This is a genomic window from Pseudomonas flexibilis, from assembly GCF_000806415.1.
In the GTDB taxonomy this organism is placed as follows: Bacteria; Pseudomonadota; Gammaproteobacteria; order Pseudomonadales; family Pseudomonadaceae; genus Serpens; species Serpens flexibilis.
Map to the genome: position 1 here is coordinate 305,104 of NZ_JTAK01000001.1, position 26,676 is coordinate 331,779.

Consider the following 26,676-nt stretch of genomic DNA (forward strand, 5'->3'; position numbering starts at 1 on the left):
GTGATGCGCTGCCTGACCCTGGTCGATGCGCTTGCTGCGCGCGGGGCCGAGTGCCAGTTCATCAGCCGCGCTCACCCAGGCAACCTGATCGAGTTCGTCCGTAGCCGGGGCTACATCGTCCACGCCCTGCCGGAATCGCCAGCAGGCATCGAAGCGGACCCTACGGGCGACCAGGCGCAATCGGTTGCGCATAGTCACTGGCTCGGTGTCACTCAGGCGCAGGATGCCGAAGCCTGCGCGGCTATCCTTGCCGACCTGCAGCCGGATTGGCTGATCGTGGATCACTACGCGCTGGATGCCCGCTGGGAGCGAGCCCTCAAACCCTACTACCGACGGCTGATGGTCATCGACGACCTGGCTGACAGGCCGCACGAGAGCGACCTGCTACTGGATCAGACCTACTCCCGCAAGGCTGAGGATTACCGCGCCTGGGTCCCGGCCAGTTGCCGCCTGCTGTGCGGCTCGCAGTACGCCTTGCTGCGCCCTGAATTCGCCGCACTGCGTCCCTACAGCCTGCATCGTCGTAACGACCCGCAACTGCGCCAGTTGCTGATCACCATGGGCGGTGTCGACAAGGACAACGCCACCGGCCAAGTGCTCGAGGCACTGCGTTCATGCGCGCTCCCGGTGGGTTGCCGAATCACCGTGGTGATGGGCGCAACCGCGCCCTGGCTGAAAGAAGTGGAGCGGTTGGCTCAGAACATGCCGTGGCCAACGCAGGTCAAGGTTGGCGTCAGAGACATGGCGCAACTCATGGCTGACAGTGACCTGGCGATAGGGGCGGCGGGAGCGACTTCCTGGGAGCGTTGCTGTCTTGGCCTGCCAACCATCATGGTTGTGCTGGCCGCTAATCAGTCTCAAGTTGCCCAAGGGCTTGAGCAGGCAGGCGCCGCGCTGGTTATTGAGTCAACGCAGAGCATTGCCCATCATCTATTCAGTCGACTCATTCCATTGATTGCATCTCCAATGCTGCTGAAAGCCATGAGCCAGTCTGCTTGCGATATCGTCGATGGGCAGGGCATCGATACTGTTATCCAGCATCTGGAGTTCTGACGTGACCCTATCCACCCAACAGTCGGTACGTCCGATGGCCGTCTCTGATCTCGAAAGGGTCTTGGCGTGGCGCAATCATCCCGAAGTCCGACGCTATATGTACACCCAGCACGAAATTACGCTGGAAGAGCATAGCCGTTGGTTCGAGCGAGCCACACAGGACCGCAGTCGGCACTTGTTGATCTTTGAGAACGACGCCGTACCGCTAGGTTTCATCAATATCCATCAGATAGCCACGGGCGGGATAGCGGACTGGGGCTTCTACGCAGCACCAGACGCACCAAAAGGGACGGGGCGACAACTTGGGCAAGCCGCATTGCAGTATGCCTTCAAGAGCGCTGGCCTTCATAAGCTCTGCGGTCAGGCACTTGGCTATAACGAAAAGTCGATTCAGTTTCATCTGAGTCTGGGATTCACGCAGGAAGGCATCCTGCGGCAACAACATTTCGACGGTCAGCACTATCACGATGTGGTGTGCTTCGGCCTGCTTGCCAGTGAATGGCAAAAGAACCATTGAGAAAGAACCCTATGTCGAAAATTCCGAGCATCAACATAGCGGGCCGCCGAATTGCGGCCGATATGCCTCCTTACATCATTGCCGAACTCTCCGCCAACCATAACGGCCGTTTGGAAACTGCACTGAAGATCATCGAGGAAGCCAAGAAGGCTGGCGCCGATGCGATCAAGTTGCAGACGTACACCGCCGATACCATCACGCTCAACTGCGACTCTGAAGAGTTCCAGATCCACGGCGGTCTGTGGGACGGCAAGACCCTCTACCAGCTCTACCAAGAAGCTCACATGCCTTGGGAGTGGCACAAGCCGCTGTTCGAGCATGCCCGCAAGCATGAAATCACGATTTTCAGCTCGCCTTTTGACAATACCGCTGTTGACCTGCTGGAAGACCTCAACGCCCCTGCCTACAAGATTGCCTCCTTCGAGGCCGTCGACTTGCCATTGATCAAATACGTGGCCAGCACTGGCAAGCCGATGATTATCTCTACCGGTATGGCAGATGCGGAAGAAATCCAGGAAGCCATCGATGCTGCACGCCACGGCGGCTGCAAGGAGCTGGCGATTCTTCATTGCGTTAGTGGCTACCCTGCACCGGCGGAGGATTATAACCTGCGCACCATTCCGGATATGATCCAGCGCTTCGGGTTGGTTACCGGCCTTTCAGACCATACCTTGGATAACACTACGGCCATCGCCAGTGTTGTACTGGGTTCCTCTATCATCGAAAAACATTTCACGCTGGATCGTAGTGGTGGTGGTCCGGACGATAGTTTCTCACTAGAGCCGGCCGAGCTTGCGGCGCTGTGTCGTGACAGCAAGACTGCTTGGGCGGCACTCGGGAATGTCGATTATGGGCGCAAGTCCAGCGAGCAGGGAAATGTTCAGTTCCGACGGTCGCTATATTTTGTGGAGAACTTGAAGGCGGGGGCCGTGATCCAGGCTTCTTCGGTTAGAAGCGTAAGGCCCGGTTATGGGTTGTCTCCGAGGCATATTGAAGCGGTCGTAGGGGCACGGCTACTTAAGGATGTAACAATGAATTCTCCTGTAACCTGGGGTGAGTTTGAGAAATAGCTTTTAGTAATTTTTCGACGTAAATAAGAGAAAGTTAGAGAAGCGCTACAGATGGCTAATATTTGTTTTACCGTGCTGCATTATCGTGTGCCCTTTGTTTACGCGCTTTCGGTTGAGCTGGAACGGCGGGGGCATTCTGTTTTCTTTTTGTGTCCCAGCCCTAAGTGGCGTGACTGGTTGTTGGCTAAAGGGATAAGTAAACAACGAATCCTAGATCAGACGGTAGCCATCAAAGGCGAACCTTTGTCAGAGGTCGAGCTTTCTTTCTTTGAAGAGATACGGGAAGCTGAGCGGAGAAGTAACCTTACGCTCAATAGTATGATTCTAATGGATAGGTTGGTTAGGGAGTGGAATTCGGAGCTGGCTTATAATTATTTGGTTCGCCTGTACGTTCTATTGAAAAGATTTATTCCGGAGAACAAGATTGATATGGTTATTGGTGAGGCAACGCCTGCCAACGAGCTGTTGACATCAGTTGTGTGTGAGTCAATTAATGTGCCGTATTATTTTCCGATTACTGTTCGTATTCCAGATAATCGATTTGCTTTCTTCAAGGGTCGTTTCCATAATGATTTCGCACTGCGAAAGAATATTGCCGAAGAGGATAGCCAGGCGGCCGGGGAGTGGGCTGGAGAATTTTTATCTTCGTTTGAGCAAAGAAAGCCAAAGCCGTCTTATTGGCATAAAAACAATAAGCTCCCAAAATTTCAGGTTGCATGGCTTTATAAGTTTTTCAAAACATTGCTTGAAGAGCTTAAGTACAAAAAGTCGGACCCTACACGGTTCAATCTATCTTGGCTGTTAAAAAAGCGGATGGGTGAGGTTGTAAATCGCTATAGGCTGAGATGTGTGAAATTTCAGGAGTTGTCACAGGGGGAGAGTTTCGTTTTGTACCCTCTGCATAAACAGCCAGAATCTAGTGTGGATGTGTTGGGGGATTTCTATTCAGATCAACTCAACCTGATCAAGCAGATCGTCCGGTCGCTCCCTGCTGGATACAAGTTGTACGTCAAAGAACATTCCAATGCTATCGGAGACAGGCCGTTAAGTTTTTATCGCGAAGTGGAGCGGCTCCCCAATGCCAAGTTAATATCACCAAAAGCGGATAGCTTTCATCTTTTGAAGTTTGCTTCTCTGGTGGTAACAGTTTCGGGAACGATGGCATACGAGGCAGGGTTGCTTGGGAGGCCGGTAATTACGTTCTCCGATATGTTTTTTAGTAAGCTGCCCTCTGTCAGATACTGTGCTGCAGTGCGGAGTTTGCCTGAGGCTATTTTCGAGCTGATTGGTTATGTTCCAGGCGTGGGGGACGAGGAAGAAAAGCTCAGATTTTTGAAGTTCGTTCATGAGAATAGCTTTGAAGGGACATTTTCTGATGTTAATGCATATCCTGAAGTTATTGAAGAAACTAACATAAATAAAGTGGCTAACGCCGTTGAGGCTGTTGTGTAAATAAGCTTGAGGGCATGCTGTGCTGGGAATCATTTATGGCGGAGGGGTTGCTTTACTAATCTGTTCGTTGGGTCTTCTCGTGTGGAGGAAGTTCGGTTCGATTTTTGCGCTCCTGTTGCCGTTCATGTATGGCTACTTTAGTGTTTTTCTGTCTTGCTTATATTTAGAGCTGTACCCCTCTTTCATATTTGAGCAGGAGAGATATTCTTTTTTTAATGGCGCTTCCTTGTTGTTATTTGTGGTCTTGCTTTTTTCTGTGCTGTCAGTGGTTTTCGTCTTCCAGAATTTGTCGAGGGTGGTTGGTGTCCAGAAAGAAGGAAGGTCCTTGCTTTCTAAAAAAGCTCTTTTTTCGGTTGTCGTTCTTGAGGGGGTATTGATAGCTCATGTGTTTTTGTCGGGTTCGCCTTTATTTGAGGTGGGGGTTACAAAATTCAGCTTTTGGAGGGATCAGGCAATCTTGGAGCCGCTCTCTATTTTTAATTGGGCGCTTTATCCCGTTATATTTGTAGTAGGGGCAAACGGTGCTTTTTTCATGTACTCAAAGAGTAGGGTTTCGTGGTTTTTATCGGTCCTTGTCTTGGTGTTTGGGTGTTTGTATTATGTGAGTTGGGGGAATAAGTTCTCCGCGCTACTGTTGGTGGTTTTTCTCTACTTTATTCCAGGGGTTATTGCATTTCGCAGAAGGTTTGGTTTTTCTTACCCTATTGTTAGTCGTACATTTGCACTGGGTTTGGGTTTCCTTTTTTTGATTATTGGTTTGGTGTCTTCCCAATACGAGAGGTTTCAGTCAAGAGGGTTGGATGCTCGTGAGCAGTTAATTGAGCGGGTATTTGTGCTGCAGGGGCACGTATGGTGGGGGAGTGTGGGTGCCGTATTAGCTGGTGGGCCGGACTTCGATCAAGCGGCTAAGGAGTTGGGCTCAGTATTCCGCAGGGACGATTCGGATTCTGTTGGTATGCGTTATATGATGAAGAAGCTAGCTCCTGAATATTTGTATTCAAGCTATCTTGAGAGTGGTGTTGAGTATACTGGTGGTTATCCTGCGATTTTGGTTTTGATTTTTGGTTTGTTCGGAGGGGTGTTATTTTCTGTTGTGCTGTGGGGATTTTATGGTTTCTTTTTGTTTTATCTGGCTCGTCTGATTTTTATAGGCTCTAGAGTTAGGTTGTTTTTTTCATCATACTTGTACATAACGTCTTTCGCTTGGTTTCAGCACGGGTCTATTTCGAGCTTTATCAACTGGAAGTTTTTGGTTGTCTGTCTTTTTCTACTGTCTCTGGAAATTGTTTTTTACTTGCGTGGCTTAGAAAGGCAGGCGTCTCAAGAGGTTTATAATGTCTAGTAGTAGTTATAATGTTTTGTTTTTGCTTCGGTCGGATGCTGGTATAAAACCTGGGGGGGATTTAGTCCAAGCAAGGTTCTACCAAAAAGTGCTTGAGGAGAAAAATTCTTGCAAAGTTTTCTTTTCGCATGATTTGACGATGCGTGAAATAAGAGAGATTAGTTGGGATCTTGTTCAGGTTTTTAATATATCCAGATTGCATGAGAATATGGCGCTTCTGCGGGGGGTTGAATTCAGATCGCTGCTCCTGACGCCCATAATGCAGCCTGGGTTTAGTTTTGGCTCTAAGTTGGTCGTTAAAAATTTTATAAGAGGCCTTCTTTGGGGGCGTGCCTCTCTTCAATACCTAAGATCGCCTTCTGAACTTTTGAATCAATTTGATGGATTTGTTTTCCTTTCCGATGCAGAGAGGTCGGCTTTCTTTGCAAGTTTTCCGGCTTATTCCGCGAGCGATAATGCTATCTATCAAAATGGGGTTGCTGATGGACTGGCGGCTGACGGACATCCGAGATTTTTTGATTTCATGGTTGCGGGACGGATTGAGCCAAAGAAGCGGGTTGTCGAGGCTGTAGAAGCTGTTGCTAAGGCGGCGCCAAAATCGATTCTCGTCTGCGTCGGTGGCATTAATTGGTATCACCCTATTTATTGCTTAAAATTTTTTCTGCAAGTACTAAAAGGTAATGTAGTCTATTTGGGCAGGCGTGACCCTTCGGTAGTCTACGATTTCATGCGTCGAGCCAAAGTTCTATTGAATTTCAGCGAACTTGAAGTTTCGCCTCTTGTCGACTTGGAGGCTCTGGCATGTGGCTGTTACGTCGTCTCCACCATCTATTCATATTCCCATCTGCCCGACGGTGAGCGTTATGTTCGGATTGACGTCAAAGATATTTCACAGTGCTTTGTGGCAATCAGGAAGTCACTCGAATCAGACGGCAATATTTTTATGAAGATCAATACGTGGGCAGAAAACTCTGGCGCTTATCATGGCCTCGTGAATCGGATGTTCAAGGCGAATAAGAATGATGGAGTAGACGAATGAGTTGCGCCGTAATTTATGGTGGCACAGGATTTATTGGTTCCTTCTTTGCTCGATTCCTTATAGATCAAAAGCTTATAGATAAGGTGTACCTTGTCGACGTCGAGCCTCTGGAACGTAAAGTCAGTGCTTTTCGTCGTGCGTTTGGAGTATCCAATGAGAAGCTTGAAGTAATCATTGCTGATGTCCGTCAATCGATAGATTGGACGCCAAGCGAATCCGTCGAATTGATCGCCAACTTTGCTGCCGTACATCGTGAGCCTGGCCACGAGGATTTCGAGTACTACGAAACCAATCTTCTGGGTGCGGAGAATGTCTGCGCCTGGGCGGAGAGGGTTGGTTGCAACCGCTTGATTTTCACCAGTTCCATTTCGCCGTATGGCCCTAGCGAGGCAGTGAAGGATGAGCGCTCGCTGCCAGTACCGGCTACGGCCTACGGTGGATCGAAACTGGCAGCGGAAAAGATTCATCAGATTTGGCAGGCAAAGGACGATGCCAATCGCCGTTTGGTGATTGTGCGGCCAGGTGTGGTTTTTGGTCCCGGTGAAGGCGGCAACGTATCGCGGCTGATAAAGGCGGTTCTGCACCGCTATTTCTTCTATATGGGTAACCGTGCTACGCGCAAGGCGGGTGTCTACGTCAAGGAACTGTGCAATGCCATGTGGTGGGTGTTGCAACAGCAGGAAGCGAAGGGCGAGCGCGTCAGCCTGTTCAACATGTCGATGAATCCTGGTCCGTCCATTGAGGAATACGTCAACGCCGTCTGCATGGTTGCCGGTGTGAAGCGTACGGTTCCGGCCGTTCCTTATCCTTTATTGCTTACTGCTGCTTATTCCATTGATGCCATTGCCAGGCCGTTGGGGGTCAGCCACCCGTTCAGCCCGGTCCGCATACGTAAGCTGGTGCGCTCTAACAATATTTTGCCCACCTATTTGGTGAAGAACGGTTACCCCTATCAGTACACCCTGGAAAGCGCTTTCGCGGATTGGAAGCAAAGCTGTCCCGAAGAGTGGCAATAAAGCGTGAGGTTTCATGTCTGATTCATTGGTTGACCGGAACATGCGGATCGCCTGCATAGTGCCTACTTATAATGGCCGGAACGACCTAGGCCGGTTGCTGGATTCGTTGGAGCAGCAGCGCGCATCCTTCGATTTATTTATCGTGGATTCCAGCTCGTCTGATGGCACAAATGAACTGGCATGTTCCCGTGTCAATAACGTACTGACAATTCCCAGTAGCCAGTTCAATCATGGCGGCACAAGACAGATGATGGTTAATCGTAACCCCGGTTACGATATCTATGTATTCCTGACCCAGGATGCTTATCTGGAGGAATCGGATGCCATCGAAAATCTGGTGGCGGCCTTTGAAGACTCCAAGGTCGCAGCCGTTTGCGGGCGCCAGTTGCCACACAAGAACGCCTCGCCATTAGCCGAGCATGCCCGCCTTTTCAATTACCCGGCGACCTCGTTGGTAAAATCATTCGACGATGCCCCTGCCATGGGGATCAAGACGGCGTTTATGTCCAACTCGTTCGCCGCCTATCGCGGTGCCGCGCTTCTGGAAGTTGGTGGTTTTCCAGAGCATGTGATTTTCGCCGAGGATATGTACGTAGCGGCAAAGATGTTGTTGGCGGGGTGGAAGGTTGCTTACGCCGGTAATGCAAGCTGCCGTCATTCCCACAACTACACCCTTCGTGAAGAGTTTTGCCGCTATTTCGATATGGGCGTCTTTCATGCACGTGAACCCTGGATCAGGGAGCGTTTCGGTGGTGCGGGCGGCGAGGGGCTGCGATACGTGAAGTCGGAGCTTGCTTTCCTCGGTTTGTCGCGTCTGCATCTCTGGCCATCGGCGATTTTCCGCAATGCTGTCAAGTTGCTGGGTTACAAGCTGGGGCAGAAGGAACAGGGCATGTCTTTGGCCTTGAAGAAAAAAATGGGCATGTACAAACGTTACTGGGACAGTCCCTACGCGGAGAAATATTGATGCGCATTTTGGTCACTGGCGGTGCCGGCTTCATTGGCTCTGCCGTGGTACGCCATCTGGTCGGCAATACCACTCATGAAGTCGCGTGTCTCGATAAATTGACCTATGCGGGTAATCTGGAGTCGCTTGGTTCGGCTGCCGATTCGGCACGTTACCGGTTCTACCGGGCGGACATCTGCGATGCCCTGACACTGGACAAGGTGTTTGCCGAGTTCCAGCCGACGGCGGTGATGCATCTGGCGGCCGAATCCCATGTGGATCGCTCCATCGATGGCCCGGCGGATTTTATTCAAACCAATATCGTCGGAACCTATACCCTTCTGGAGGCTGCCCGGCGCTACTGGAATAGCTTCGAGCCTGCCGCCAAGTCGGCTTTCCGTTTCCACCATATCTCCACCGACGAAGTGTATGGTGACCTGGAAGGCACCGATGATCTGTTCATCGAAACCACGCCTTACGCCCCCAGCTCGCCCTATTCGGCCTCCAAGGCCAGTTCCGACCATCTGGTGCGTGCTTGGCAGCGTACCTACGGGTTGCCGACAATCGTCACCAACTGCTCGAACAATTACGGCCCTTACCACTTTCCCGAGAAGTTGATCCCGCACATGATCCTCAACGCCTTGGCCGGCAAGCCGCTGCCGGTGTATGGCGATGGTTCGCAGATTCGCGATTGGCTGTATGTGGAAGACCATGCCCGCGCGTTGGTCGAAGTGGTGACCCGCGGGGAAGTCGGCGAGACGTACAATATTGGTGGGCACAACGAGAAGCGCAACCTTGAAGTCGTGCAGACCATTTGTGCGCTGCTGGATGAGTTGAAGCCCGCTGTTGATGGGCGTTCCTATAAGGAACTGATTACCTTCGTGAACGACCGGCCGGGGCATGATCGTCGCTATGCCATCGACGCCTCGAAAATCGAGCGTGAGCTGGGCTGGAAGCCGCAGGAAACCTTCGAAAGCGGTATCCGCAAGACGGTGCAGTGGTATCTGGATAATCGCCAGTGGTGGGAGCGTGTCCTGAATGGCAGCTATCAACTGGGTCGCTTGGGAGAGAAGGCATGAAAGGCATCATTCTGGCCGGCGGCTCCGGCACCCGTCTGCATCCGATCACGCGCGGCGTCTCCAAGCAGCTGTTGCCAATCTACGACAAGCCAATGATCTATTACCCGTTGTCGGTGCTGATGCTGGCCGGTATCCGGGAGATCCTGGTGATCTCCACGCCCGACGATCTGCCGAATTTCCGCAAGCTGCTCGGCGACGGTGCGGATTTCGGTATTTCCTTGAGCTATGCCGAACAGCCCTCGCCGGACGGGCTGGCCCAAGCGTTCCTGATCGGCGAGGAGTTCATCGGCGACAGCAGCGTTTGCCTGATCCTCGGTGACAACATCTTCTACGGCTACGGCTTCAGCGCCATGCTGCGCGAGGCTGCCAGCCGCAAGAGCGGCGCCACCGTGTTCGGCTATCACGTGACCGATCCCGAACGCTTCGGGGTCGTTGAGTTCGATGCCAGCGGTAAGGCGGTTTCCATCGAGGAGAAGCCCAAGGCGCCCAAATCGAACTATGCGGTCACCGGGCTGTATTTCTACGACAACTCTGTGGTGGAAATCGCCAAGCAGGTGAAGCCGTCGGCCCGTGGCGAGCTGGAGATCACCGATGTGAACAACGCGTACCTCCAGCGCGGTGATCTGCATGTCAGCCTGTTGGGTCGCGGCTTCGCCTGGCTGGATACCGGTACCCATGATTCGCTGATGGAGGCCAGCCACTTCGTGCAGACCATTGAGGCTCGGCAGGGGTTGAAGGTGGCGTGCCTGGAGGAGATTGCGTACCACCAGGGTTGGTTGAGCAAGGAACAACTGGCCCGGCAGGCGGAAGCTCTTAGCAAGACGGGCTATGGGCAGTATTTGCAGCGGTTGTTGGTGATGCCGCCCGCTCTCTGAGCGGTCGGGTTGTATGGGGATTCGGCTCCCTCGGCCGGATAAACCCGGCCCCACGGGTGACGACGCCGGCTTCGTCGCGGGCAGGAGTACAGTTTTGAAGGTTATTGAAACGAAGCTTCCCGGGGTGCTGATCATTGAGCCCAAAGTATTTGGGGATCATCGCGGGTTCTTTCTGGAAACGTTCCAGGTCGAGCGCTATCGCGAGGCGGGGATCGATCTGCCGTTCGTTCAGGACAACCATTCTCGCTCGCAGCGAGGGGTGCTGCGCGGGTTGCATTTCCAGAAGACCCGCCCGCAAGGCAAGCTGGTCAGTGTTACCCGTGGAGCGGTGTACGACGTAGCGGTGGATATTGATCCGGCCTCGCCAACGTGCGGGCAGTATGTGGGCGTCGAGCTGAACGACGAGAACCACCGCCAGCTGTGGGTGCCGCCGGGCTATGCCCACGGCTTCTGTGTGCTCAGTGACGTGGCCGACTTCTGTTACAAGTGCACCGATCTGTACTTCCCCGAGGATGAAAGCGGGCTGCTGTGGAATGATCCAGAAGTGGGTATTCCTTGGCCGATCGACACGCCGCAGTTGTCCGCGAAGGACCAGCGGAACCCGAGCCTGCGCAAGCTGTTGGAGAGGTAACGATGCGGGTATTGATAACCGGCGCTCGTGGCCAGGTTGGCCACGAACTGTTGCGTTTGGCACCGGAAGGCTTCGATGTGCTCGGCCTGGGTTCGGCTGAACTGGATATCACCGATGCCTCGGCAGTAGCGCGGGAAGTTGAACGTTTGCGGCCGCAGTTGATCATCAATGCAGCAGCCTATACGGCGGTCGATAAGGCCGAGTCCGACCCCGAACGTGCCTATGCGGTAAACCGGGATGGCCCTGCGAACCTCGGGCGTGCTGCCGAGCAACGGGGCATTCCCGTCCTGCATATTTCCACGGACTATGTGTTTTCCGGAGATGCCGCCCAGCCCTATCGGGAAAGCGATCCCACTGGCCCGACCGGTGTGTACGGCGCCAGCAAGCTCGCGGGCGAGCAAGCGCTGGCGGCCAGTTGCAGGCGCCATGTCGTCCTGCGCTCCAGTTGGGTGTTTGGAGCGCATGGCAACAACTTCGTGAAAACCATGCTGCGCCTGGGCCAGGAGCGAGACGAGCTTTCCGTGGTGGCGGACCAGCATGGGTGCCCTACCTCAGCCGCCAGCATCGCGCGTGCCCTATGGACACTGGCGCAGCACTACCAGCAAGAAGGCGGCTTGCGCTGGGGGATATATCACTACAGCGGTACGCCAGCCTGTTCATGGTACGGGTTTGCCCAGGCGATTTTTCAGCAGGCCCACGCCGCTGGGTTGATTTCTCGACAGCCGGTCGTGCATGCCATCGCTACCGAGCAGTATCCGACTCCGGCCAAGCGACCGGCCTGGTCGGTTCTGGATTGCTCGTTGCTTAGGCAGGTATATGGTATTGAGCCGGCGGATTGGCGAGCGGAGTTGAATACCGTTTTGGCTGAGCTGTGACCGAGCATGCTCTCGGCAGTATTTCGCATTCCGTTCAATTCATTCAGTGCATTTCTTGCAAGGGCGGGTGCATGGCCTGCCTTTTCATTTCTAAGGACGTCTCGTGATTCGTAAATGTCTTTTCCCCGCTGCCGGTTATGGCACCCGCTTTCTTCCGGCTACCAAGGCCATGCCCAAGGAAATGCTGCCGGTGGTCAACAAGCCGTTGATTCAATATGGCGTCGAGGAGGCGCGGGACGCTGGCCTGACCCAGATCGCCATAGTTACCGGGCGCGGCAAACGGGCCTTGGAGGATCACTTCGATATCAGCTACGAGCTGGAGCACCAGATCAAGGGCACCGACAAGGAGCGCTTCCTGGACGAGACCCGGGAACTGATTGATCAGTGCAGCTTTGCTTACACACGCCAGGTGGAGATGAAGGGCTTGGGGCATGCCATCCTGACTGGGCAGCCGCTGATTGGTGACGAGCCGTTTGCCGTGGTCCTGGCGGATGACCTGTGCCTCAACCCGGGCGGCGACCCGGTGCTGCTTCAAATGGTCAACCTCTACAAGCAGTTCCGCTGTTCCATCGTGGCGATTCAGGAGGTTCCGCGGGAGGAAACCTCCAGATATGGAGTCATTGCCGGTGAGATGATTCGTGATGACATCTACCGGGTGAATACCATGGTCGAGAAGCCCAAGCCCGAGGACGCTCCATCGAATCTTGCCATTATTGGTCGCTATATACTGACACCGGACATTTTTGAGCTGATCGCGCAGACAGAACCTGGCAAAGGGGGTGAAATTCAAATCACCGATGCGCTGATGAAGCAGGCTCAGCGGGGTTGTGTGCTGGCCTATAAATTCAAGGGCCGACGCTTTGACTGTGGGAGTGCGGAAGGATATGTCGAGGCTACAAATTATTGTTTCGAGAATTTCTATAACTGATTATGGGCTTGGTCGGATTGCGGCTTTTTTTCTACTGAGCCGCATTTTTGCCCACTTTTGACGGGCTGTAGTGAAGTTAGTTCTTTGAGGGGGGCAGGTGAGATTTTTGGGCGCAATGCATGAACTACCCAAACCTTGGCTATGGCTGTTGAGCATCGGAATTTTTGTCCAGATATCGGGGGAGCTATTCAATAACGACGGCAGTCGTCATGTCACCCAGATGTATCTCCTACTGTTCCTGCCCGCTTTGATACTGCTGGCTCAGCAGCGCTTCTGTCTAGAGCTATGGGCTCAGCCGGCGGGTTGGCTTTTTCTCGCCCTAGCTCTCTGGGTGGTGCTAATCGGCATGGTGCACCCGGGTTCGCAGGGGAAAGCTTTCTACTGGCTCAAAATTAGCCTGCTGTTGGTGTTATACGTTTTCGCCGTTGCGAGCCTCGCCCGTCATCCACGGGCTTTTTTATGGATGATCCTGGCGGCAATATTGGTTGCGGCGTTTTTTGCCTGGTTGACGCTGGCTTATCAGTTTTTTGTTCTAGATAAGCCCTTCACCTATAAGTATCTGCGAAACGCTGGGCGATTATTCAAGTTGGGGTGGAATGACTTTGCGGATCTGAAACATCCGGTTCTGGCTGGGTTGTATTTCGGAATTTTTGCCGTTTTAAGTCTCGCTATTTTTGTGGGGCGAAATTTGCGGTTTTGGCAGGCGCTTGGATTGCTCGCTATGTTGGGTGGGCTGCTATTGTATGTGCTGCTGAGCTTTTCGCGCGGCGCTTGGTTTGCGACATGTGCCGGTGGGCTGGCCATTCTGCTGATGTGTCGCAACCGTAAGTCGGCTTTTATGCTCGTGACTGGTGTAGTTGCCCTGCTGGTGGCGGCTGTTGTTTTCTGGGCGGAACTACAATATGAGCAAGCTAGAGGGCTCACTTATCGGGATCAGATCTGGTTGGAATGGCTTCGGCGCCTTCCTGAATTCTGGTTATGGGGGGAAGGTGCGGGATCCAGGTTTTTGTTCCGGTTTAGCCATGGCTCCGTCAATCACGCACACAGCCTCTACCTGCAATTCTGGTATGAATACGGTGTTGTCGGGTTTGCGCTGTTGTCTGCGCTCATTGTAGCGGTGCTTTGGAAAGGCTGGCAGTGTCGCGATCAGTTTCTAGCCAAGGCTGCTCTAGCGATGATGGCGTTTGTAGTGGTCGGCATGGTCTCGGACATCAGTTCCTTGTTCAAACAGCCCAACATTTTCTGGACCATGTTCTGGCTGCCGGTGGGCATTTTGTTAGGTATTCGACGGCCAGGCGAAGTGGCGGCGGCAGAAGGATCACCTGCGGTGGGTTGATCAACTGATATGACTGCCTTCGTTTGCGCGAGATTTTTCCGGCTCGACGATTTACCATCCGCAGCCAGCGTTTCGTTACCCACCTAAGGTTTTTCATGGACATGAGATCCACCCCGAGCTACCAGCCAACCTTTGCTGAGCGCTATCCAGTGCCTTTGATCGTTGCGCTGACGGAGCTCGGCTTGGTCGTACTGGCGAGCCTTCTGGCTCACTACTTGCGCTTCGGTTCATTCGACATGCCGGGGCGCTACAACACCGCGACCCTCGTTGCCGGCATCATAGTGGTCGCCTGCCTGATGTTTACCGGCGTATACGGCTCCCATCGAGGCAAACCCTTCTTTTCTCAGCTTGTACGCTTTTTGACAGGATGGCTGGTCGCCGCCGGCATCTTGTTGGCCCTGACTTTCTTCATGAAAACGTCAAACAACTACTCTCGTGTCTGGTTCGCCTATCTGTTGGCGCTGGGCATGGGTCTGACGTTTGTGATGCGCCTGGCGATGTATGTATTCCTGCGCCAGGTGCGTGCCGGTGGGCGCAACCTGAAAACGGTTCTGCTGGTGGATTCTGGCGGCGGTACGTTTAAGTCGGACCAGGAATCGGCGCTACGGCTACAGGGTTTCAAGGTGGTCCGCCGCTTGCCCTTTCAAGAGGACTCAGGCTGGCTAGAGAAGCTGGTTGAGGCTGTTCAGGATGAGCGAGTTCATGAGGTGTGGCTCTCGCTACGCATTGAGCAGGGCAAGGCCTTACCGGACATCATGTACGCCCTGCGCCACAGCACCGTTGGGGTGCGCATGTTTCCGGACTGGGGCGACTTGCCGCTGTTGAACCATAAGGTTTCTCACATCGCGGGCTTGTACTCGCTGGACCTCAGCTGTACTCCAATGGATGGTCCGGCGCGCTTCATCAAGCGCACCGAGGACATCCTTATTGGCGGGCTGATCAGTTTGTTGATTTTGCCGGTATGTGTGGGGATCGCTATCGCAGTCAAGGCCACGTCGCCCGGGCCGGTGGTGTTCAAGCAGTACCGCACGGGCATCAACGGCAAGAAGTTCAAGGTGTATAAGTTCCGCTCGATGGTGGTGCACCAGGAGAACGGTAACGGCGTCACCCAGGCGAAGAAAAACGATGCACGGATCACGCCGATAGGCGCCTTCCTGCGCCGCACCAGCCTTGATGAACTGCCACAGTTTTTCAATGTGCTGCAGGGACGCATGTCGCTGGTGGGCCCGCGTCCCCATGCGTTGGCCCACAACGAGTATTACAAGGACATGGTCGAGTCCTATATGCAGCGCCACAAGGTGAAGCCGGGCATTACTGGCTGGGCGCAGGTGAATGGCTACCGAGGCGAGACGGACACCCTGGACAAGATGCAGAAGCGGGTGGAGTACGACTTGTGGTACATCGACAACTGGTCGTTGTGGCTGGACCTGAAGATCATTTTCCTGACGGTTTTCAAGGGCTTTATCAACAAGAACGCCTATTAGGGCTTATGTTCGTTGTGTGTGGGCGGACTTGTCCGCGAGCTTTTGTGCAGTGCTCACCCAAAAGCTCGCGAATGCATTCGCTCCCACATGCCAAAGTTTGAGCCTTGCGGTCGGCCTGGCTATTCGGCGAGCATCCGCAGCGCCTGGCCCTCCGCGTACCACAGGCGCAGCTCGCCGTTTTCCCCCATCTCCCAGCGCTTCACCTGGCCCAGCGCCTGGAGGAAGCGGTCTTCCTGTTCCATCAGGGCCGGGGCGCACGCCATGCGGGTGGCGCCGGCGTGGTCGAAGCTCAGGTTCTGTCCATTGGTCTGGTAGCTGGCGAACCAGCGGTTGCAGCCGGCGTGGCCGTAGGCGCGGCCGTCGGCGCCGAGGGTCACGGTGAGGTGGCTGCTGTCGATCAGCGGGCGTTCGCCGATCCATTCCACCTTGTAGGGGGTGTCGAGCGGCAGGTGGGGTGGCGTCATGCTGGCACAACCGGTGAGGAGTAGGGCGGCGGCGAGAGAGGGGGCGAGCTTGCTCATGGGGGCCTCGTTGGATTGCGGATTACCGGGGATTTTAATGCGTAGGGCGGACAACGTTGTTTTTGTCCGCCGGCCTGGGTTTCGGCGCGGCCCCAGCGGCGGACAGGAAAAGCGTTGTCCGCCCTACGGGGTATTCCGCAACGGGTGCGTTGGGCTTACCGGCAGGCGGGGCACAGATGGCCTTGGACTGCCTTGCTCCAGCCTAGTTCGGCGATGCGCGCTTCGGCGGCGGGCTGTTGGGCGGCCTTGCCGAGGCTGGCGTCGACGGCGAATTCAAAATCCAGCTGGGCGCCGCAGTTGTCGCAGTTCACCTTCCAGTTGTGGATGGCCAGCTCGCGGAACACGGGTCCGCTGGCGGTCGCCAGCCACTGGCCGGGCGGGTTGATCAGATGGCGGACCTTGTCGACGGTCAGGCGCATGGCCAGTTCGCGGCTGCCCTTGAGGGTGACCAGCAGCGTATCGCCCGTCTGGATCGAGCCGCCGTTGCCGGTGACCTGGTAACGGCCCGGCGCCAGGGCGCGGCATTCGGTGAGGGTGTGGGCGGGGTTGAGCAGGTTGTAGCGGAAGTCGTGTTCGGCCATGGCGGGTGATCTCGAATGGGGCGGCAATGGTAGCAAACCCACGGTATGCACGTTCCCCGTAGGTGGGGCTTTAGCCGCGACCGGGCGGGTTGGCGCGCCAAAAGCGCGGTCGCGGCTGAAGCCGCTCCCGCAAATATGTAGGGTGGACAACGCTTTGCTTGTCCACCATCGTGCCAGGTACGGCGCGCCTTGCGGCGCGCATGGTGGATCGGTGGAGCGCGATCCACCCTACGGGGGCGGGAAGGGCCTGGCAGAGCTGAATCTCCACAAACGACAAGGCCCGCTTTCGCGGGCCTTGTCGTTTTACCGGGAAGCTATCAGCGCTCCAGGTACTGCAGCTTGTCCTTCACGCCATCCCATTCCTCGGCGTCGGCCAGGGGTTCCTTGCGCTCGGTGATGTTCGGCCAGACTTCCGCCAGGTCGGCGTTGAGCTCGATGAACTCCTGCTGGTCCTCGGGCACCTCGTCCTCGGAGAAGATCGCCTGGGCCGGGCATTCGGGTTCGCACAGGGCGCAGTCGATACACTCGTCCGGGTGAATGACCAGGAAGTTCGGGCCTTCGTAGAAGCAGTCCACCGGGCAGACTTCCACGCAGTCGGTGTATTTGCACTTGATGCAGTTGTCGGTGACGACGAAGGTCATGGCCTATCTCTCTCCTCAGGCGACGGCTGGGTCTGGTCTTTGCCAGGCTCCCGCTCGAAACAGGGACCGCCGCGGCTCAGGCAACCGGGCAAGCTCCGATATCAAAAACGCGCGGATTCTAACAGCTCCCGCGCGGGTCGGTTATATCCGACTCTTCCACGCATATAACAATTCGAGCGCCTGACGCGGGGTCAGATTATCCGGGTGGAGCCGCGCCAGCTCGTCGATCACGGGGTGTGGCAGGCTGGCAAACAGGTCGTTCTGCACGGGTGCGACGGATTGTCCCTGGGGCGCTTTCGGAGCCTCGTGGGGCAGGCTGGTGACTTCCAGGCGCGCCAGGTGCTCGCGGGCGCGCTGGATCACCGGTGACGGCACGCCGGCCAGTTGCGCCACGGCCAGGCCGTAGCTCTGGCTGGCCGGGCCGGGCAGTACGTGGTGCAGGAAGACGATGCGCTCGTTGTGTTCGGTGGCGTTCAGGTGCACGTTGGCCACCACCGGCTCGCTTTCCGGCAGCACGGTAAGCTCGAAGTAGTGGGTGGCGAACAGCGTCCAGGCGCGCAGCTTGGCCAAATGCTCGGCGGCCGCCCAGGCCAGCGACAGGCCGTCGAAGGTGCTGGTGCCGCGGCCCACTTCGTCCATCAGCACCAGGCTGCGGTCGGTGGCGTTGTGCAGGATGTTGGCGGTTTCGCTCATCTCCACCATGAAGGTGGAGCGTCCACCGGCCAAGTCGTCGCTGGAGCCGATGCGGGTGAAGATACGGTCTACCAAGGACAGTTCGCAGGCCTTGGCCGGCACGAAGCTGCCGACGTGGGCGAGCAGCACGATCAGCGCGGTCTGGCGCATGTAGGTGGACTTACCACCCATGTTCGGGCCGGTGATGACCAGCATGCGCGTGGCGTCGTCGAGGGTCAGGTCGTTGGCCACGAAGGGTGTGGTCAGCACCTGCTCGACCACCGGATGGCGGCCCTGCTCGATCTTCAGGCACGGCTCCTCGACGAAGCGCGGGCGGGCAAGATCCAGGGTCAGCGCACGCTCGGCCAGGTTGCTCAGCACATCCAGCTCGGCCAGCGCGGCGGCGGTTTCCTGCAGCGGCGCCAGTTCGCCGATGAGCAGCTCCAGCAGTTCGTCGTAGAGCAGTTTCTCCCGGGCCAGCGCGCGGCTCTTGGCCGACAGCGCCTTGTCCTCGAAGGCCTTCAGCTCCGGAGTGATGAAACGCTCGGCGCCCTTGAGGGTCTGGCGGCGCTGGTAGTCGGCCGGCGCCTGTTCTGCCTGCACGCGCGGCAGTTCGATGTAGTAGCCGTGGATGCGGTTGTAGCCGACCTTGAGGTTGGGCAGGCCGGTGCGCGCCTTCTCGCGGGCTTCCAGGTCCATCAGGTACTGGCCGGCGTTTTCCGACAGTGCTAGCAGTTCGTCCAGCTCGGCGTCGTAGCCGCGCGCCAGCACGCCGCCGTCGCGGATCACCGCCGGCGGGTTGTCGATGATGGCGCGTCGCAGCAGGTCGGCCAGCTCGGGGTAGGTGCGCACGTTGGTGGCCAGACTCTGCAGATGGGGCGCTTCCAGATCGCCCATGGCCTGTTGCAGGTCGGGCAGCGCGGCCAGTGCATCGCGCAGGCGCGCCAGGTCGCGCGGGCGGGCGTTGCGCAGGCCGATGCGGGCGAGGATGCGCTCCACGTCGCCGATGTCCTTCAGGCGCGGCTGCAGGGTTTCGAAGCGGTAGCGTTCCAGCAGGCAGGCGATGGCGTCCTGGCGGGCTTCCAGTACGGCGCGGTCGCGCAGCGGGCGGTTCAGCCAGCGGCCGAGCAGGCGGCTGCCCATGGCGGTCTGGCTGCGGTCCAGCACCGATTGCAGGGTGTTGTCGCGTCCACCGGCGAGGTTGGTGTCGATTTCCAGGTTGCGCCGACTGGCGCCGTCCAGCACCACGGTGTCGGCCAGGCGCTCGTGGCGCAGGCTGCGCAGGTGCGGCAGGGCGGTGCGCTGGGTTTCCTTGGCGTAGGAGAGCAGGCAGCCGGCGGCGCCGATGGCCAGGGTCAGGCCCTCGCAGCCGAAGCCCTTGAGATCCTGGGTGCCGAATTGCTGGCAGAGGCTCTTGAAGGCGGTGTCGCGCTCGAAATCCCAGGGCGCGCGGCGGCGGCTGCCGCGCCGCTTCTCGGCGGGCAGACCCTGGGGCCAGTCGTCGGGAATCAGCAGCTCGGCCGGATCGAGGCGTTCCAGCTCGGCGAGCAGCGCTTCCCAGCCTTTGATCTCCTGCACGGTGAAGCGGCCGCTGGTGATATCCAGCACGGCCAGGCCGAACAGGCGCTCGTCGCCGAGCAGCGCGGCCAGCAGGTTGTCGCGACGCTCGTCGAGCAGTGCTTCGTCGCTCACCGTGCCGGGGGTGAGGATGCGCACTACCTGGCGTTCCACCGGGCCCTTGCTGGTCGCCGGATCGCCGATCTGCTCGCAGATCACCACCGACTCGCCGAGCTTGACCAGCTTGGCCAGGTAGCCCTCGGCAGAGTGAAAGGGAATCCCGGCCATGGGAATCGCCTGTCCGGCGGACTGGCCGCGCGCGGTGAGGGTGATGTCCAGCAGCTTGGCGGCCTTCTTCGCGTCCTCGTAGAACAGCTCGTAGAAATCGCCCATGCGATAGAACATCAGCTGCTCCGGGTACTGGCTCTTGAGCTTCCAGTACTGCTGCATCATGGGCGTGTGGGACGAGAGGTCGAGGGTGTCCTTGGGCATGGGAATCCGGGCGCTGGCTGGGTGTTCGAAAAGCGGGGAAGATTACCATTTCCGGCGCGGGAGCTGTGGGCGTGATGCCAAAAGCTCGGGGACAGGTCTGCTTCCAAGAAGCTCGCGAATGAATTCGCTCCCTGCTCCGAACCTGTGGGAGCGAATTCATTCGTGAGCTGTTAGCCGGCTCTGCCACGCGGGCCAGCGACCTGGTGTAGGGTACTGCTCGATTGATCTTGAAGGAGTAACGATGGACGCGCTCACCACCCTGGCTAAGCGCCTGGGCGCCGCTTTGCTGGCGCAGCAGGCCCAGGCCACCACCGCCGAATCCTGCACGGGCGGGGGTATCGCCGAGGCCATTACCCGCATTCCCGGCAGCTCTGCCTGGTTCGAGTCGGGTTACGTCACCTATTCCAACACCCAGAAGATTGCCCAGTTGGGCGTGCCGGCGGAGCTGTTTGCCACCGTCGGCGCGGTCAGCCGCGAAGTGGTCGAGGCCATGGCGCGGGGTGCGCAGCAGCACAGCGGGGCGCGCTTCGCGGTGGCGGTCAGCGGCATCGCCGGACCGGACGGCGGCACGCCGGACAAGCCGGTCGGCACCGTCTGGCTGGCCTGGGCGGATGGCCCGCAGGTGCATGCGCATCGCTTCCAGTTCGCCGGCGATCGTGCCGAAGTGCGCCGTCAGTCGGTTGAGGCGGCATTGAATGGTCTGATCCGGCTGGCCGTCGGAGAAAATCCGTTCGAGGGGTAGGCGAGTGCGGAAGCCTATGCTCTAATACTGGCTACTTATACAGTTGTTTGGTGGCCGTCGGGCCCTGTCGAATTTAGCGAGGACTTCTCAATGGACGATAACAAGAAGCGCGCCCTGGCGGCGGCCCTGGGCCAGATCGAAAAGCAGTTTGGCAAGGGCGCGGTGATGCGCATGGGCGACCATGACCGCCAGGCCATTCCGGCCATTTCCACCGGTTCCCTGGGCCTGGATATCGCCCTGGGCATCGGTGGCCTGCCCAAGGGCCGTATCGTCGAGATCTACGGTCCGGAGTCCTCCGGCAAGACCACCCTGACCCTGTCGGTGATCGCCGAAGCCCAGAAGCAGGGCGCCACCTGCGCCTTCGTCGACGCCGAGCACGCGCTGGACCCCGACTACGCCGCCAAGCTGGGCGTCAACGTCGACGACCTGCTGGTCTCCCAGCCGGACACCGGCGAACAGGCCCTGGAAATCACCGACATGCTGGTGCGCTCCAACGCCGTGGACGTGATCATCGTCGACTCCGTGGCCGCGCTGGTGCCCAAGGCGGAAATCGAAGGCGAGATGGGTGACTCCCACGTCGGCCTGCAGGCCCGCCTGATGTCCCAGGCGCTGCGCAAGATCACCGGCAACATCAAGAATGCCAACTGCCTGGTGATCTTCATCAACCAGATCCGCATGAAGATCGGTGTGATGTTCGGCAACCCGGAAACCACCACCGGCGGTAACGCCCTGAAGTTCTACGCCTCGGTGCGCCTGGACATCCGCCGCATCGGCGCGGTGAAGGAAGGCGACGAGGTGGTCGGCAGTGAAACCCGCGTCAAGGTAGTAAAGAACAAGGTGGCACCGCCGTTCCGCCAGGCCGAGTTCCAGATCCTCTACGGCAAGGGCATCTACCGCAACGGCGAGATCATCGACCTGGGCGTGCAACTGGGCCTGCTGGAGAAGTCCGGCGCCTGGTACAGCTACCAGGGCAGCAAGATCGGTCAGGGCAAGGCCAACGCCGCCAAGTACCTGGACGACAACCAGGAGGTGCGCAGCACCCTGGACAAGGCTATCCGCGAGAAGCTGCTGGTCAGCCCCGGCAACCTGAAGGCCAGCGCCGACAGCGAGGAAGACGTGGCCGAGCTGGACGATCTCTGATCGGCTGAGCCATGCCTGTCGTGCTGGATACGCCCGTCGCCGTGCGACGGGCCGCCATGGACCTGCTCGCGCAACGCGAGCACGGTCGCGTCGAGCTGGCGCGCAAGCTGCGCCGGCGCGGTGCCACGCCCGAACTGATCGACAGCGCCCTCGACCGCCTGGCCGAAGAAGGGCTGCTCGACGAATCCCGTTACCTGGAAAGCTTCATCGCCGCCCGCGCCCGCGCCGGTTACGGCCCCTTGCGCATTCGCGAGGAACTGGCCCAGCGCGGTTTGCCGCGCGAGGCGATTGAGCTAGCGCTCGGCGAATGCGGGGTGGACTGGGCCGAGCAGTTGAACGAGCTCTGGCAGCGGCGCTTCGGCGTGCGCCCGCAGGATCCGAAGGAACGTGCTCGCCAGGGACGGTTCCTGGCCTACCGGGGGTTTTCGATGGAGCAGATTTCGCGGCTGTTGCGCGGTTGAAACCGCGGCGCGCCTTGCGGCGCGTTGGTGGATCGATGGAGCGCGATTCACCCTACGGGTCTGTTTCGTAGGGTGGACAACGTTTTTCTTGTCCACCATTGGAGCGCCACTGCGCATATAAAGCTCGCGGACAAGTCCGCTCCCACGGAGAGCTGATCCGGTGGGTGCAGACCTGTCCTGCCTATGGCTTCACCACCCGCTCGTGTCCTTCCACCAAAGGCTGCGGTGCGCCCAGCTTGTCCCCATAGATCACCGCGTAGGTCAGCACGTTCTGCACGTACTGGCGGGTTTCGTCGAAGGGCAGGCTTTCCACCCAGACGTCGAATTCCAGCTCCCGGGACTCATTCAGCCACTGGCGCACCCGCTGCGGCCCGGCGTTGTAGGCCGCGGTGGCGAGAATGCGGTTGTGGCCGAACTGGCGGTGCACCTGACTGAGGTAGGCGGTACCCAGCTGGATGTTGAGGTCGGGATCGAGGATCTGCCGGGGGGACTGGAGGCGGATGCCGAAGCGCCGCGCCGTTTCCCGGGCGGTGGCCGGCATCACTTGCATCAGGCCGGTGGCGCCGGCATGGGAGCGGGCATCATCCATGAACCCGCTTTCCTGACGCGTGATTGCATAGACCCAGCTGGACTCCAGGCCTCGCTGCTGGGCCGTGCGCACCAGGGTGTTGCGGTGGGCCATCGGAAAGCGGATGTCCAGGTCGTCCCAGTGTTGCGCCAGGCTGATGGTGCGGATGGCCGGGAAGTGCCAGTCCATGTCATGGGCCAGTTTGGCCTGGGCGATCAGCTCGTCGCGGCTGAACAGGCGGCTGACGTGGTACCACTCGCGGCGCGCGTCGACGATCTGGCCGCGCTGGTAGAGTTCCAGGGCGCGTCGAATGCCGGCGCTGTTGCGCACCTGCTGCAGGACCTGTGGATCGATCTGCAGGGGCCGGTGCCCGATGCGGGGGGGCTGGCCGATGCGGTCGGCGGCCAGGAAACCGTAGAAATCCCGTTCGGTCGCCACCGGCCGGTACAGTTGCAGCGCTTCGGGCGTGTCGCCCTGGGACAGCTGCAGGCTGCGCGCGCGCCAGTAGCGCCAGCGGTTGCTTTGCGCCAGTTCGCCGTCGAGGCGGTTGGTGAGCTGGTGGGCTTCTTCCCAGCGTTCCAGGCGCAGCAGCAGGCGCACGCGCCATTCGGCGAGCGTTGCATCGCGCAGCTCCGGATCGTAGTCGGCCATCAGGCGCAGGGCGCGGCTATCGAAGCGTTTCGCCAGGCGTAGCCCCAGATCGCGGGCGATGGCCAGCTTCTCCTCGGTGGGGAAGGTGAGGTGAGGCGCGTACTGGTCGAGCAGTTCCAGAGCGCGCTCGGGGTCGCGACGCGCCAGGCGGCGCAGACCGAGGCCGACGATCTCCGCCATGCGCGCATCGTCGCGCAGGAAGCGCTGGCTCTGGCTCAGGCGCTCCGGTGTGCGGGCCACCTCGAGCAGCAGCTGGCCGTCGGCACGCAGTGTGGTGAGATTGCTGGCCAGATGGGTCGCCAGGCCGAGGTTGCCGGCCAGGGTGGCGAGGCGCAGGCGCTGCCAGCGAAGATCTTCGGTTAGCCCGCCCTGATTGCTCCACAGCCGGAACAGGCCATCGCACTCGTCCGGCTGGGATGTGCCTACCAGCCACAGGCGTTCCGCCTGGGCCTGGCCGGTTTCCCGCTGGCCGCTTTCCAGCAGGTAGCGACCGTACAGGCAATCCAGTTCGGTGAGCTCCAGGCGCGGGTCGTAATGGTCGAGGAACGGCTGCCAGTCGCGCCGCTGGGCCAGAAGGCGCAGCCAGCGCAGCTTCAGGCGGGATGCCTGGGGCAGGTCGCCATGTTCGGTGAAGAATTTGTCCAGCTCGCGGTTGCTGGCGCTGCCCAGGCGGCGGTTGATTGCCTCGTAGGCGAGGTAGGGTTCCAGGGGATAGCTGCGCAGCGCGGCCGCATGCCGGCGATACGGGCCTTCGTCGCCTTTCTTCAGGGCCGCGTAAGCCTCGTCGTACCAGCGGCGCTGCTGGTCGAGGCTGGCAGCCTGGCTGGTCAGGGCCAACAGGGTGGCTGCAAGGCTGGCAATCAGGAGAAAAGATCGGCGCATGGTACTTCCAGAATCGCGAAGGCGGAGCTTATCCGAACTGGAGTATGGATGATTGACGCCGGTCGGCAGGGGAAGTGCTTCCGACAGGCTGTGTGTCTCACATTCCCCAGGGCAGCCCGTGGGAGCCAATTCATTCGCGAGCTCTTCTGGCATGCCTGCATGGATGAGTCCGCCGGGCGGGCTCCTGTTAGAATGCCGGCCCAGTTTTCGGAGGCGCCCATGACCCTGCTCAAATTCACCGATGTTTCCCTCGCCTACGGCGCCATGCCGCTGCTGGACGGTGTGTCCTGGCAGATCGCCAAAGGGGAGCGGGTATGCGTCATCGGCCGCAACGGTACGGGGAAATCCAGCCTTCTGCAGCTGGCCAAGGGTGCCCAGGCGCCGGATGACGGTGAAATCTGGCGGGCGCCGGGGCTGAAGATCGGCGAGCTGCCCCAGGAATTGCCGCGCGCCGACGAACGCAGCGTGTTCGACGTGGTGGCGGAGGGCCTGGCCGGCGTCGGCGAGCTGCTGGCGCGCTATCACCACCTGAGCCAGCACATCCAGGGCGATGCCGATCTGACCGAACTGATGCACGTGCAGCAGGAATTGGAGGCCAAGGATGGCTGGCGTCTGCAGCAACTGGTGGACAGTACCCTGAGCCGTCTCAATCTGCCGGCCGACAAGACCCTGGCCGAGCTCTCCGGTGGCTGGCGCCGCCGCGTGCTGCTGGCCCAGGCGCTGGTGGCCGAGCCGGATCTGCTGCTGCTCGACGAGCCGACCAACCACCTGGACATCGGTGCCATTGCCTGGCTGGAAGAAGCGTTGCTGGGCTTCAATGGCGCTGTCCTGTTCATCACCCACGACCGGGCCTTCCTGCAAAGCCTGGCGACGCGCATCCTCGAACTGGATCGTGGCCACCTGATCGACTGGAACGGCGACTATGCCAGCTTCCTGGTGCACAAGGAGCAACAGCTGGCCGCCGAGGAAAGCGCCAACGCGCTGTTCGACAAGCGCCTGGCCCAGGAGGAGGTGTGGATCCGCCAGGGCATCAAGGCCCGGCGCACCCGCAACGAGGGCCGCGTGCGCGCGCTGAAGGCCATGCGTGCCGAGCGTGCCGAGCGCCGCGAGCGCCAGGGCAAGGCCAGCCTGCAGCTGGAGACGGCGGAGAAGTCCGGCAAGCAGGTGATCGTCGCCGAGCATGTCAGCTTCGCCCATCCTGGCGGCAAGCCGCTGGTCAAGGATTTCTCCCTGGTGCTGCAGCGCGGCGACCGCATCGGCCTGCTTGGCGCCAACGGCACGGGCAAGACCACGCTGCTCAAGCTACTGCTCGGCGAGCTGCAGCCGCAGTCCGGCACCATCGAGACCGGCACCAAGCTGGAAGTCGCCTACTTCGATCAGCTGCGCCTGCAGCTGGATCCGGAAAAGACTGTCATCGACAACCTGGCCGAGGGCCGCGACTTCATCACCATCGATGGGCAGAGCCGCCATGTGCTGAGCTACCTGGGCGACTTCCTGTTCAGCCCGCAGCGCGCGCGCACGCCGGTCAAGGCGCTGTCCGGCGGCGAGCGTGCCCGCTTGCTGCTGGCGAAGTTGTTCAGCAAGCCCGCCAACCTGCTGGTACTCGACGAACCCACCAACGACCTGGACGTGGAAACCCTGGAACTGCTCGAGGAAGTGCTGCTCGGCTTCCAGGGCACCGTGCTGATGGTCAGCCACGACCGGGCGTTCCTCGATAACGTGGTGACCAGCACCCTGGTGTTCGAGGGTGACGGCCGGGTGCGCGAGTACGTCGGCGGCTACCAGGACTGGCTGCGCCAGGGCGGATCGCCGCGCCTGCTCGGCGTCGAGGAAAAGGGCAAGGCGCCGAAGGCTGAAGAGCCGGCGCCTGCGCCAGTTGCGGCACCGGTCGCGGCACCGCGACGCAAGCTCAGTTACAAAGAGCAGCGCGAGCTGGAGGCGCTGCCCGGACAGATCGAAGCGCTGGAAGAGGAACAGGCGGCCCTGCAGCGGGAAACCGCTTCGCCGTCCTTCTATCAGCGACCGGCCGAGGAAACCCGTGCGGCCCTGGCTCGCCTGGAAAGCCTGCAGCACGAGCTGGATGCCCTGCTCGAGAGGTGGGCCGAATTGGACGACTGACCAGGAG

General features: G+C 58.9%; 24 protein-coding genes. 19 read left to right on the forward strand and 5 right to left on the reverse strand.

Going from position 1 to position 26,676, the window contains the following annotated elements:
- Window positions 1–3: 3 nt before the first annotated feature.
- From pseG to PT85_RS01600, 15 genes are all read left to right on the forward strand, one after another.
- Window positions 4–1,053: a UDP-2,4-diacetamido-2,4,6-trideoxy-beta-L-altropyranose hydrolase gene (gene pseG / locus PT85_RS01535; protein ID WP_407681068.1), complete on the forward strand. Its 1,050-nt coding sequence runs from the start codon at window positions 4–6 to the stop codon at window positions 1,051–1,053.
- A 34-nt stretch (window positions 1,054–1,087) separates the two neighbouring features.
- Window positions 1,088–1,570 carry a UDP-4-amino-4,6-dideoxy-N-acetyl-beta-L-altrosamine N-acetyltransferase gene (pseH, locus tag PT85_RS01540; RefSeq protein ID WP_039605961.1) on the forward strand — a complete coding sequence of 161 codons (483 nt, stop codon included), beginning with the start codon at window positions 1,088–1,090 and terminating at the stop codon, window positions 1,568–1,570.
- A gap of 11 nt (window positions 1,571–1,581) precedes the next feature.
- A complete protein-coding gene (gene pseI, locus PT85_RS01545; protein ID WP_039605739.1) occupies window positions 1,582–2,640 on the forward strand; it encodes a pseudaminic acid synthase in 1,059 nt (352 codons plus the stop codon).
- A 51-nt stretch (window positions 2,641–2,691) separates the two neighbouring features.
- Window positions 2,692–4,092, forward strand: a complete 1,401-nt coding sequence (locus tag PT85_RS17900; protein WP_139182061.1) for a capsular polysaccharide export protein, LipB/KpsS family — start codon at window positions 2,692–2,694, stop codon at window positions 4,090–4,092.
- Window positions 4,093–4,111: 19 nt separating this feature from the next.
- Window positions 4,112–5,434, forward strand: a complete 1,323-nt coding sequence (locus PT85_RS01550; RefSeq protein ID WP_039605740.1) for a DUF6418 domain-containing protein — start codon at window positions 4,112–4,114, stop codon at window positions 5,432–5,434.
- Window positions 5,427–6,473, forward strand: a complete 1,047-nt coding sequence (locus tag PT85_RS17620) for a glycosyltransferase (protein WP_082013016.1) — start codon at window positions 5,427–5,429, stop codon at window positions 6,471–6,473. The genes PT85_RS01550 and PT85_RS17620 overlap by 8 nt, the downstream gene beginning before the upstream one ends.
- Window positions 6,470–7,489, forward strand: coding sequence for an NAD-dependent epimerase/dehydratase family protein (locus PT85_RS01560; protein WP_039605742.1), 1,020 nt, complete (start codon window positions 6,470–6,472; stop codon window positions 7,487–7,489). The genes PT85_RS17620 and PT85_RS01560 overlap by 4 nt, the downstream gene beginning before the upstream one ends.
- Before the next feature lie 13 nt (window positions 7,490–7,502).
- The gene (locus tag PT85_RS01565) at window positions 7,503–8,456 is read left to right on the forward strand and encodes a glycosyltransferase family 2 protein (RefSeq protein ID WP_052237578.1); all 954 of its coding nucleotides are present in this window, start codon (window positions 7,503–7,505) and stop codon (window positions 8,454–8,456) included.
- Window positions 8,456–9,514 carry a dTDP-glucose 4,6-dehydratase gene (rfbB, locus tag PT85_RS01570; protein WP_039605743.1) on the forward strand — a complete coding sequence of 353 codons (1,059 nt, stop codon included), beginning with the start codon at window positions 8,456–8,458 and terminating at the stop codon, window positions 9,512–9,514. Before PT85_RS01565 ends, rfbB begins: the two co-directional genes overlap by 1 nt.
- Window positions 9,511–10,389, forward strand: coding sequence for a glucose-1-phosphate thymidylyltransferase RfbA (gene rfbA / locus PT85_RS01575; RefSeq protein WP_039605744.1), 879 nt, complete (start codon window positions 9,511–9,513; stop codon window positions 10,387–10,389). Before rfbB ends, rfbA begins: the two co-directional genes overlap by 4 nt.
- 94 nt (window positions 10,390–10,483) lie before the next feature.
- Window positions 10,484–11,020 carry a dTDP-4-dehydrorhamnose 3,5-epimerase gene (gene rfbC / locus PT85_RS01580; RefSeq protein ID WP_039605745.1) on the forward strand — a complete coding sequence of 179 codons (537 nt, stop codon included), beginning with the start codon at window positions 10,484–10,486 and terminating at the stop codon, window positions 11,018–11,020.
- Between the two features lie 2 nt (window positions 11,021–11,022).
- A complete protein-coding gene (gene rfbD, locus PT85_RS01585; protein ID WP_039605746.1) occupies window positions 11,023–11,895 on the forward strand; it encodes a dTDP-4-dehydrorhamnose reductase in 873 nt (290 codons plus the stop codon).
- Window positions 11,896–11,998: 103 nt separating this feature from the next.
- Complete coding sequence (gene galU, locus PT85_RS01590; RefSeq protein WP_039605747.1) at window positions 11,999–12,823, forward strand: UTP--glucose-1-phosphate uridylyltransferase GalU; 825 nt, start codon at window positions 11,999–12,001, stop codon at window positions 12,821–12,823.
- A gap of 115 nt (window positions 12,824–12,938) precedes the next feature.
- A complete protein-coding gene (locus PT85_RS01595) occupies window positions 12,939–14,159 on the forward strand; it encodes an O-antigen ligase family protein (protein WP_052237579.1) in 1,221 nt (406 codons plus the stop codon).
- 95 nt (window positions 14,160–14,254) lie between these two features.
- On the forward strand, window positions 14,255–15,643 hold the full coding sequence (locus PT85_RS01600; protein WP_234702653.1) for an undecaprenyl-phosphate glucose phosphotransferase: 1,389 nt from the start codon (window positions 14,255–14,257) through the stop codon (window positions 15,641–15,643).
- Window positions 15,644–15,762: 119 nt separating this feature from the next.
- Here the strand turns inward: PT85_RS01600 and PT85_RS01605 are convergent, their stop codons facing one another.
- The 4 genes from PT85_RS01605 to mutS all read right to left on the reverse strand — a co-directional run bounded on the left by PT85_RS01605 (window position 15,763) and on the right by mutS (window position 20,107).
- Window positions 15,763–16,164, reverse strand: a complete 402-nt coding sequence (locus PT85_RS01605) for an META domain-containing protein (RefSeq protein ID WP_039605748.1) — start codon at window positions 16,162–16,164, stop codon at window positions 15,763–15,765.
- Window positions 16,165–16,319: 155 nt separating this feature from the next.
- On the reverse strand, window positions 16,320–16,745 hold the full coding sequence (locus PT85_RS01610) for a hypothetical protein (RefSeq protein WP_039605749.1): 426 nt from the start codon (window positions 16,743–16,745) through the stop codon (window positions 16,320–16,322).
- Between the two features lie 317 nt (window positions 16,746–17,062).
- On the reverse strand, window positions 17,063–17,386 hold the full coding sequence (fdxA, locus tag PT85_RS01615) for a ferredoxin FdxA (protein ID WP_027589295.1): 324 nt from the start codon (window positions 17,384–17,386) through the stop codon (window positions 17,063–17,065).
- Window positions 17,387–17,527: 141 nt separating this feature from the next.
- Window positions 17,528–20,107: a DNA mismatch repair protein MutS gene (gene mutS / locus PT85_RS01620; RefSeq protein WP_175444377.1), complete on the reverse strand. Its 2,580-nt coding sequence runs from the start codon at window positions 20,105–20,107 to the stop codon at window positions 17,528–17,530.
- A gap of 241 nt (window positions 20,108–20,348) precedes the next feature.
- Here mutS and PT85_RS01625 point away from each other — a divergent pair, with 241 nt between their 5' ends.
- The 3 genes from PT85_RS01625 (at window position 20,349) to recX (ending at window position 22,450) form a co-directional block, all read left to right on the forward strand.
- The gene (locus PT85_RS01625; protein WP_039605750.1) at window positions 20,349–20,849 is read left to right on the forward strand and encodes a CinA family protein; all 501 of its coding nucleotides are present in this window, start codon (window positions 20,349–20,351) and stop codon (window positions 20,847–20,849) included.
- A 90-nt stretch (window positions 20,850–20,939) separates the two neighbouring features.
- Window positions 20,940–21,989 (forward strand): recombinase RecA, encoded by a 1,050-nt coding sequence (gene recA, locus PT85_RS01630; protein WP_027589298.1) that lies wholly within the window; start codon window positions 20,940–20,942, stop codon window positions 21,987–21,989.
- A gap of 11 nt (window positions 21,990–22,000) precedes the next feature.
- Entirely contained in the window at window positions 22,001–22,450 is a 450-nt protein-coding gene (gene recX / locus PT85_RS01635) for a recombination regulator RecX (RefSeq protein WP_039605751.1), read from the forward strand.
- A 181-nt stretch (window positions 22,451–22,631) separates the two neighbouring features.
- On the opposite strand, the gene PT85_RS01640 is transcribed toward recX, so the two are convergent.
- Complete coding sequence (locus PT85_RS01640) at window positions 22,632–24,551, reverse strand: transglycosylase SLT domain-containing protein (RefSeq protein WP_039605752.1); 1,920 nt, start codon at window positions 24,549–24,551, stop codon at window positions 22,632–22,634.
- A gap of 219 nt (window positions 24,552–24,770) precedes the next feature.
- On the opposite strand from PT85_RS01640, the gene PT85_RS01645 reads away from it, so the two are divergent.
- Window positions 24,771–26,669 carry an ATP-binding cassette domain-containing protein gene (locus tag PT85_RS01645; RefSeq protein ID WP_039605965.1) on the forward strand — a complete coding sequence of 633 codons (1,899 nt, stop codon included), beginning with the start codon at window positions 24,771–24,773 and terminating at the stop codon, window positions 26,667–26,669.
- Window positions 26,670–26,676 lie beyond the last annotated feature (7 nt).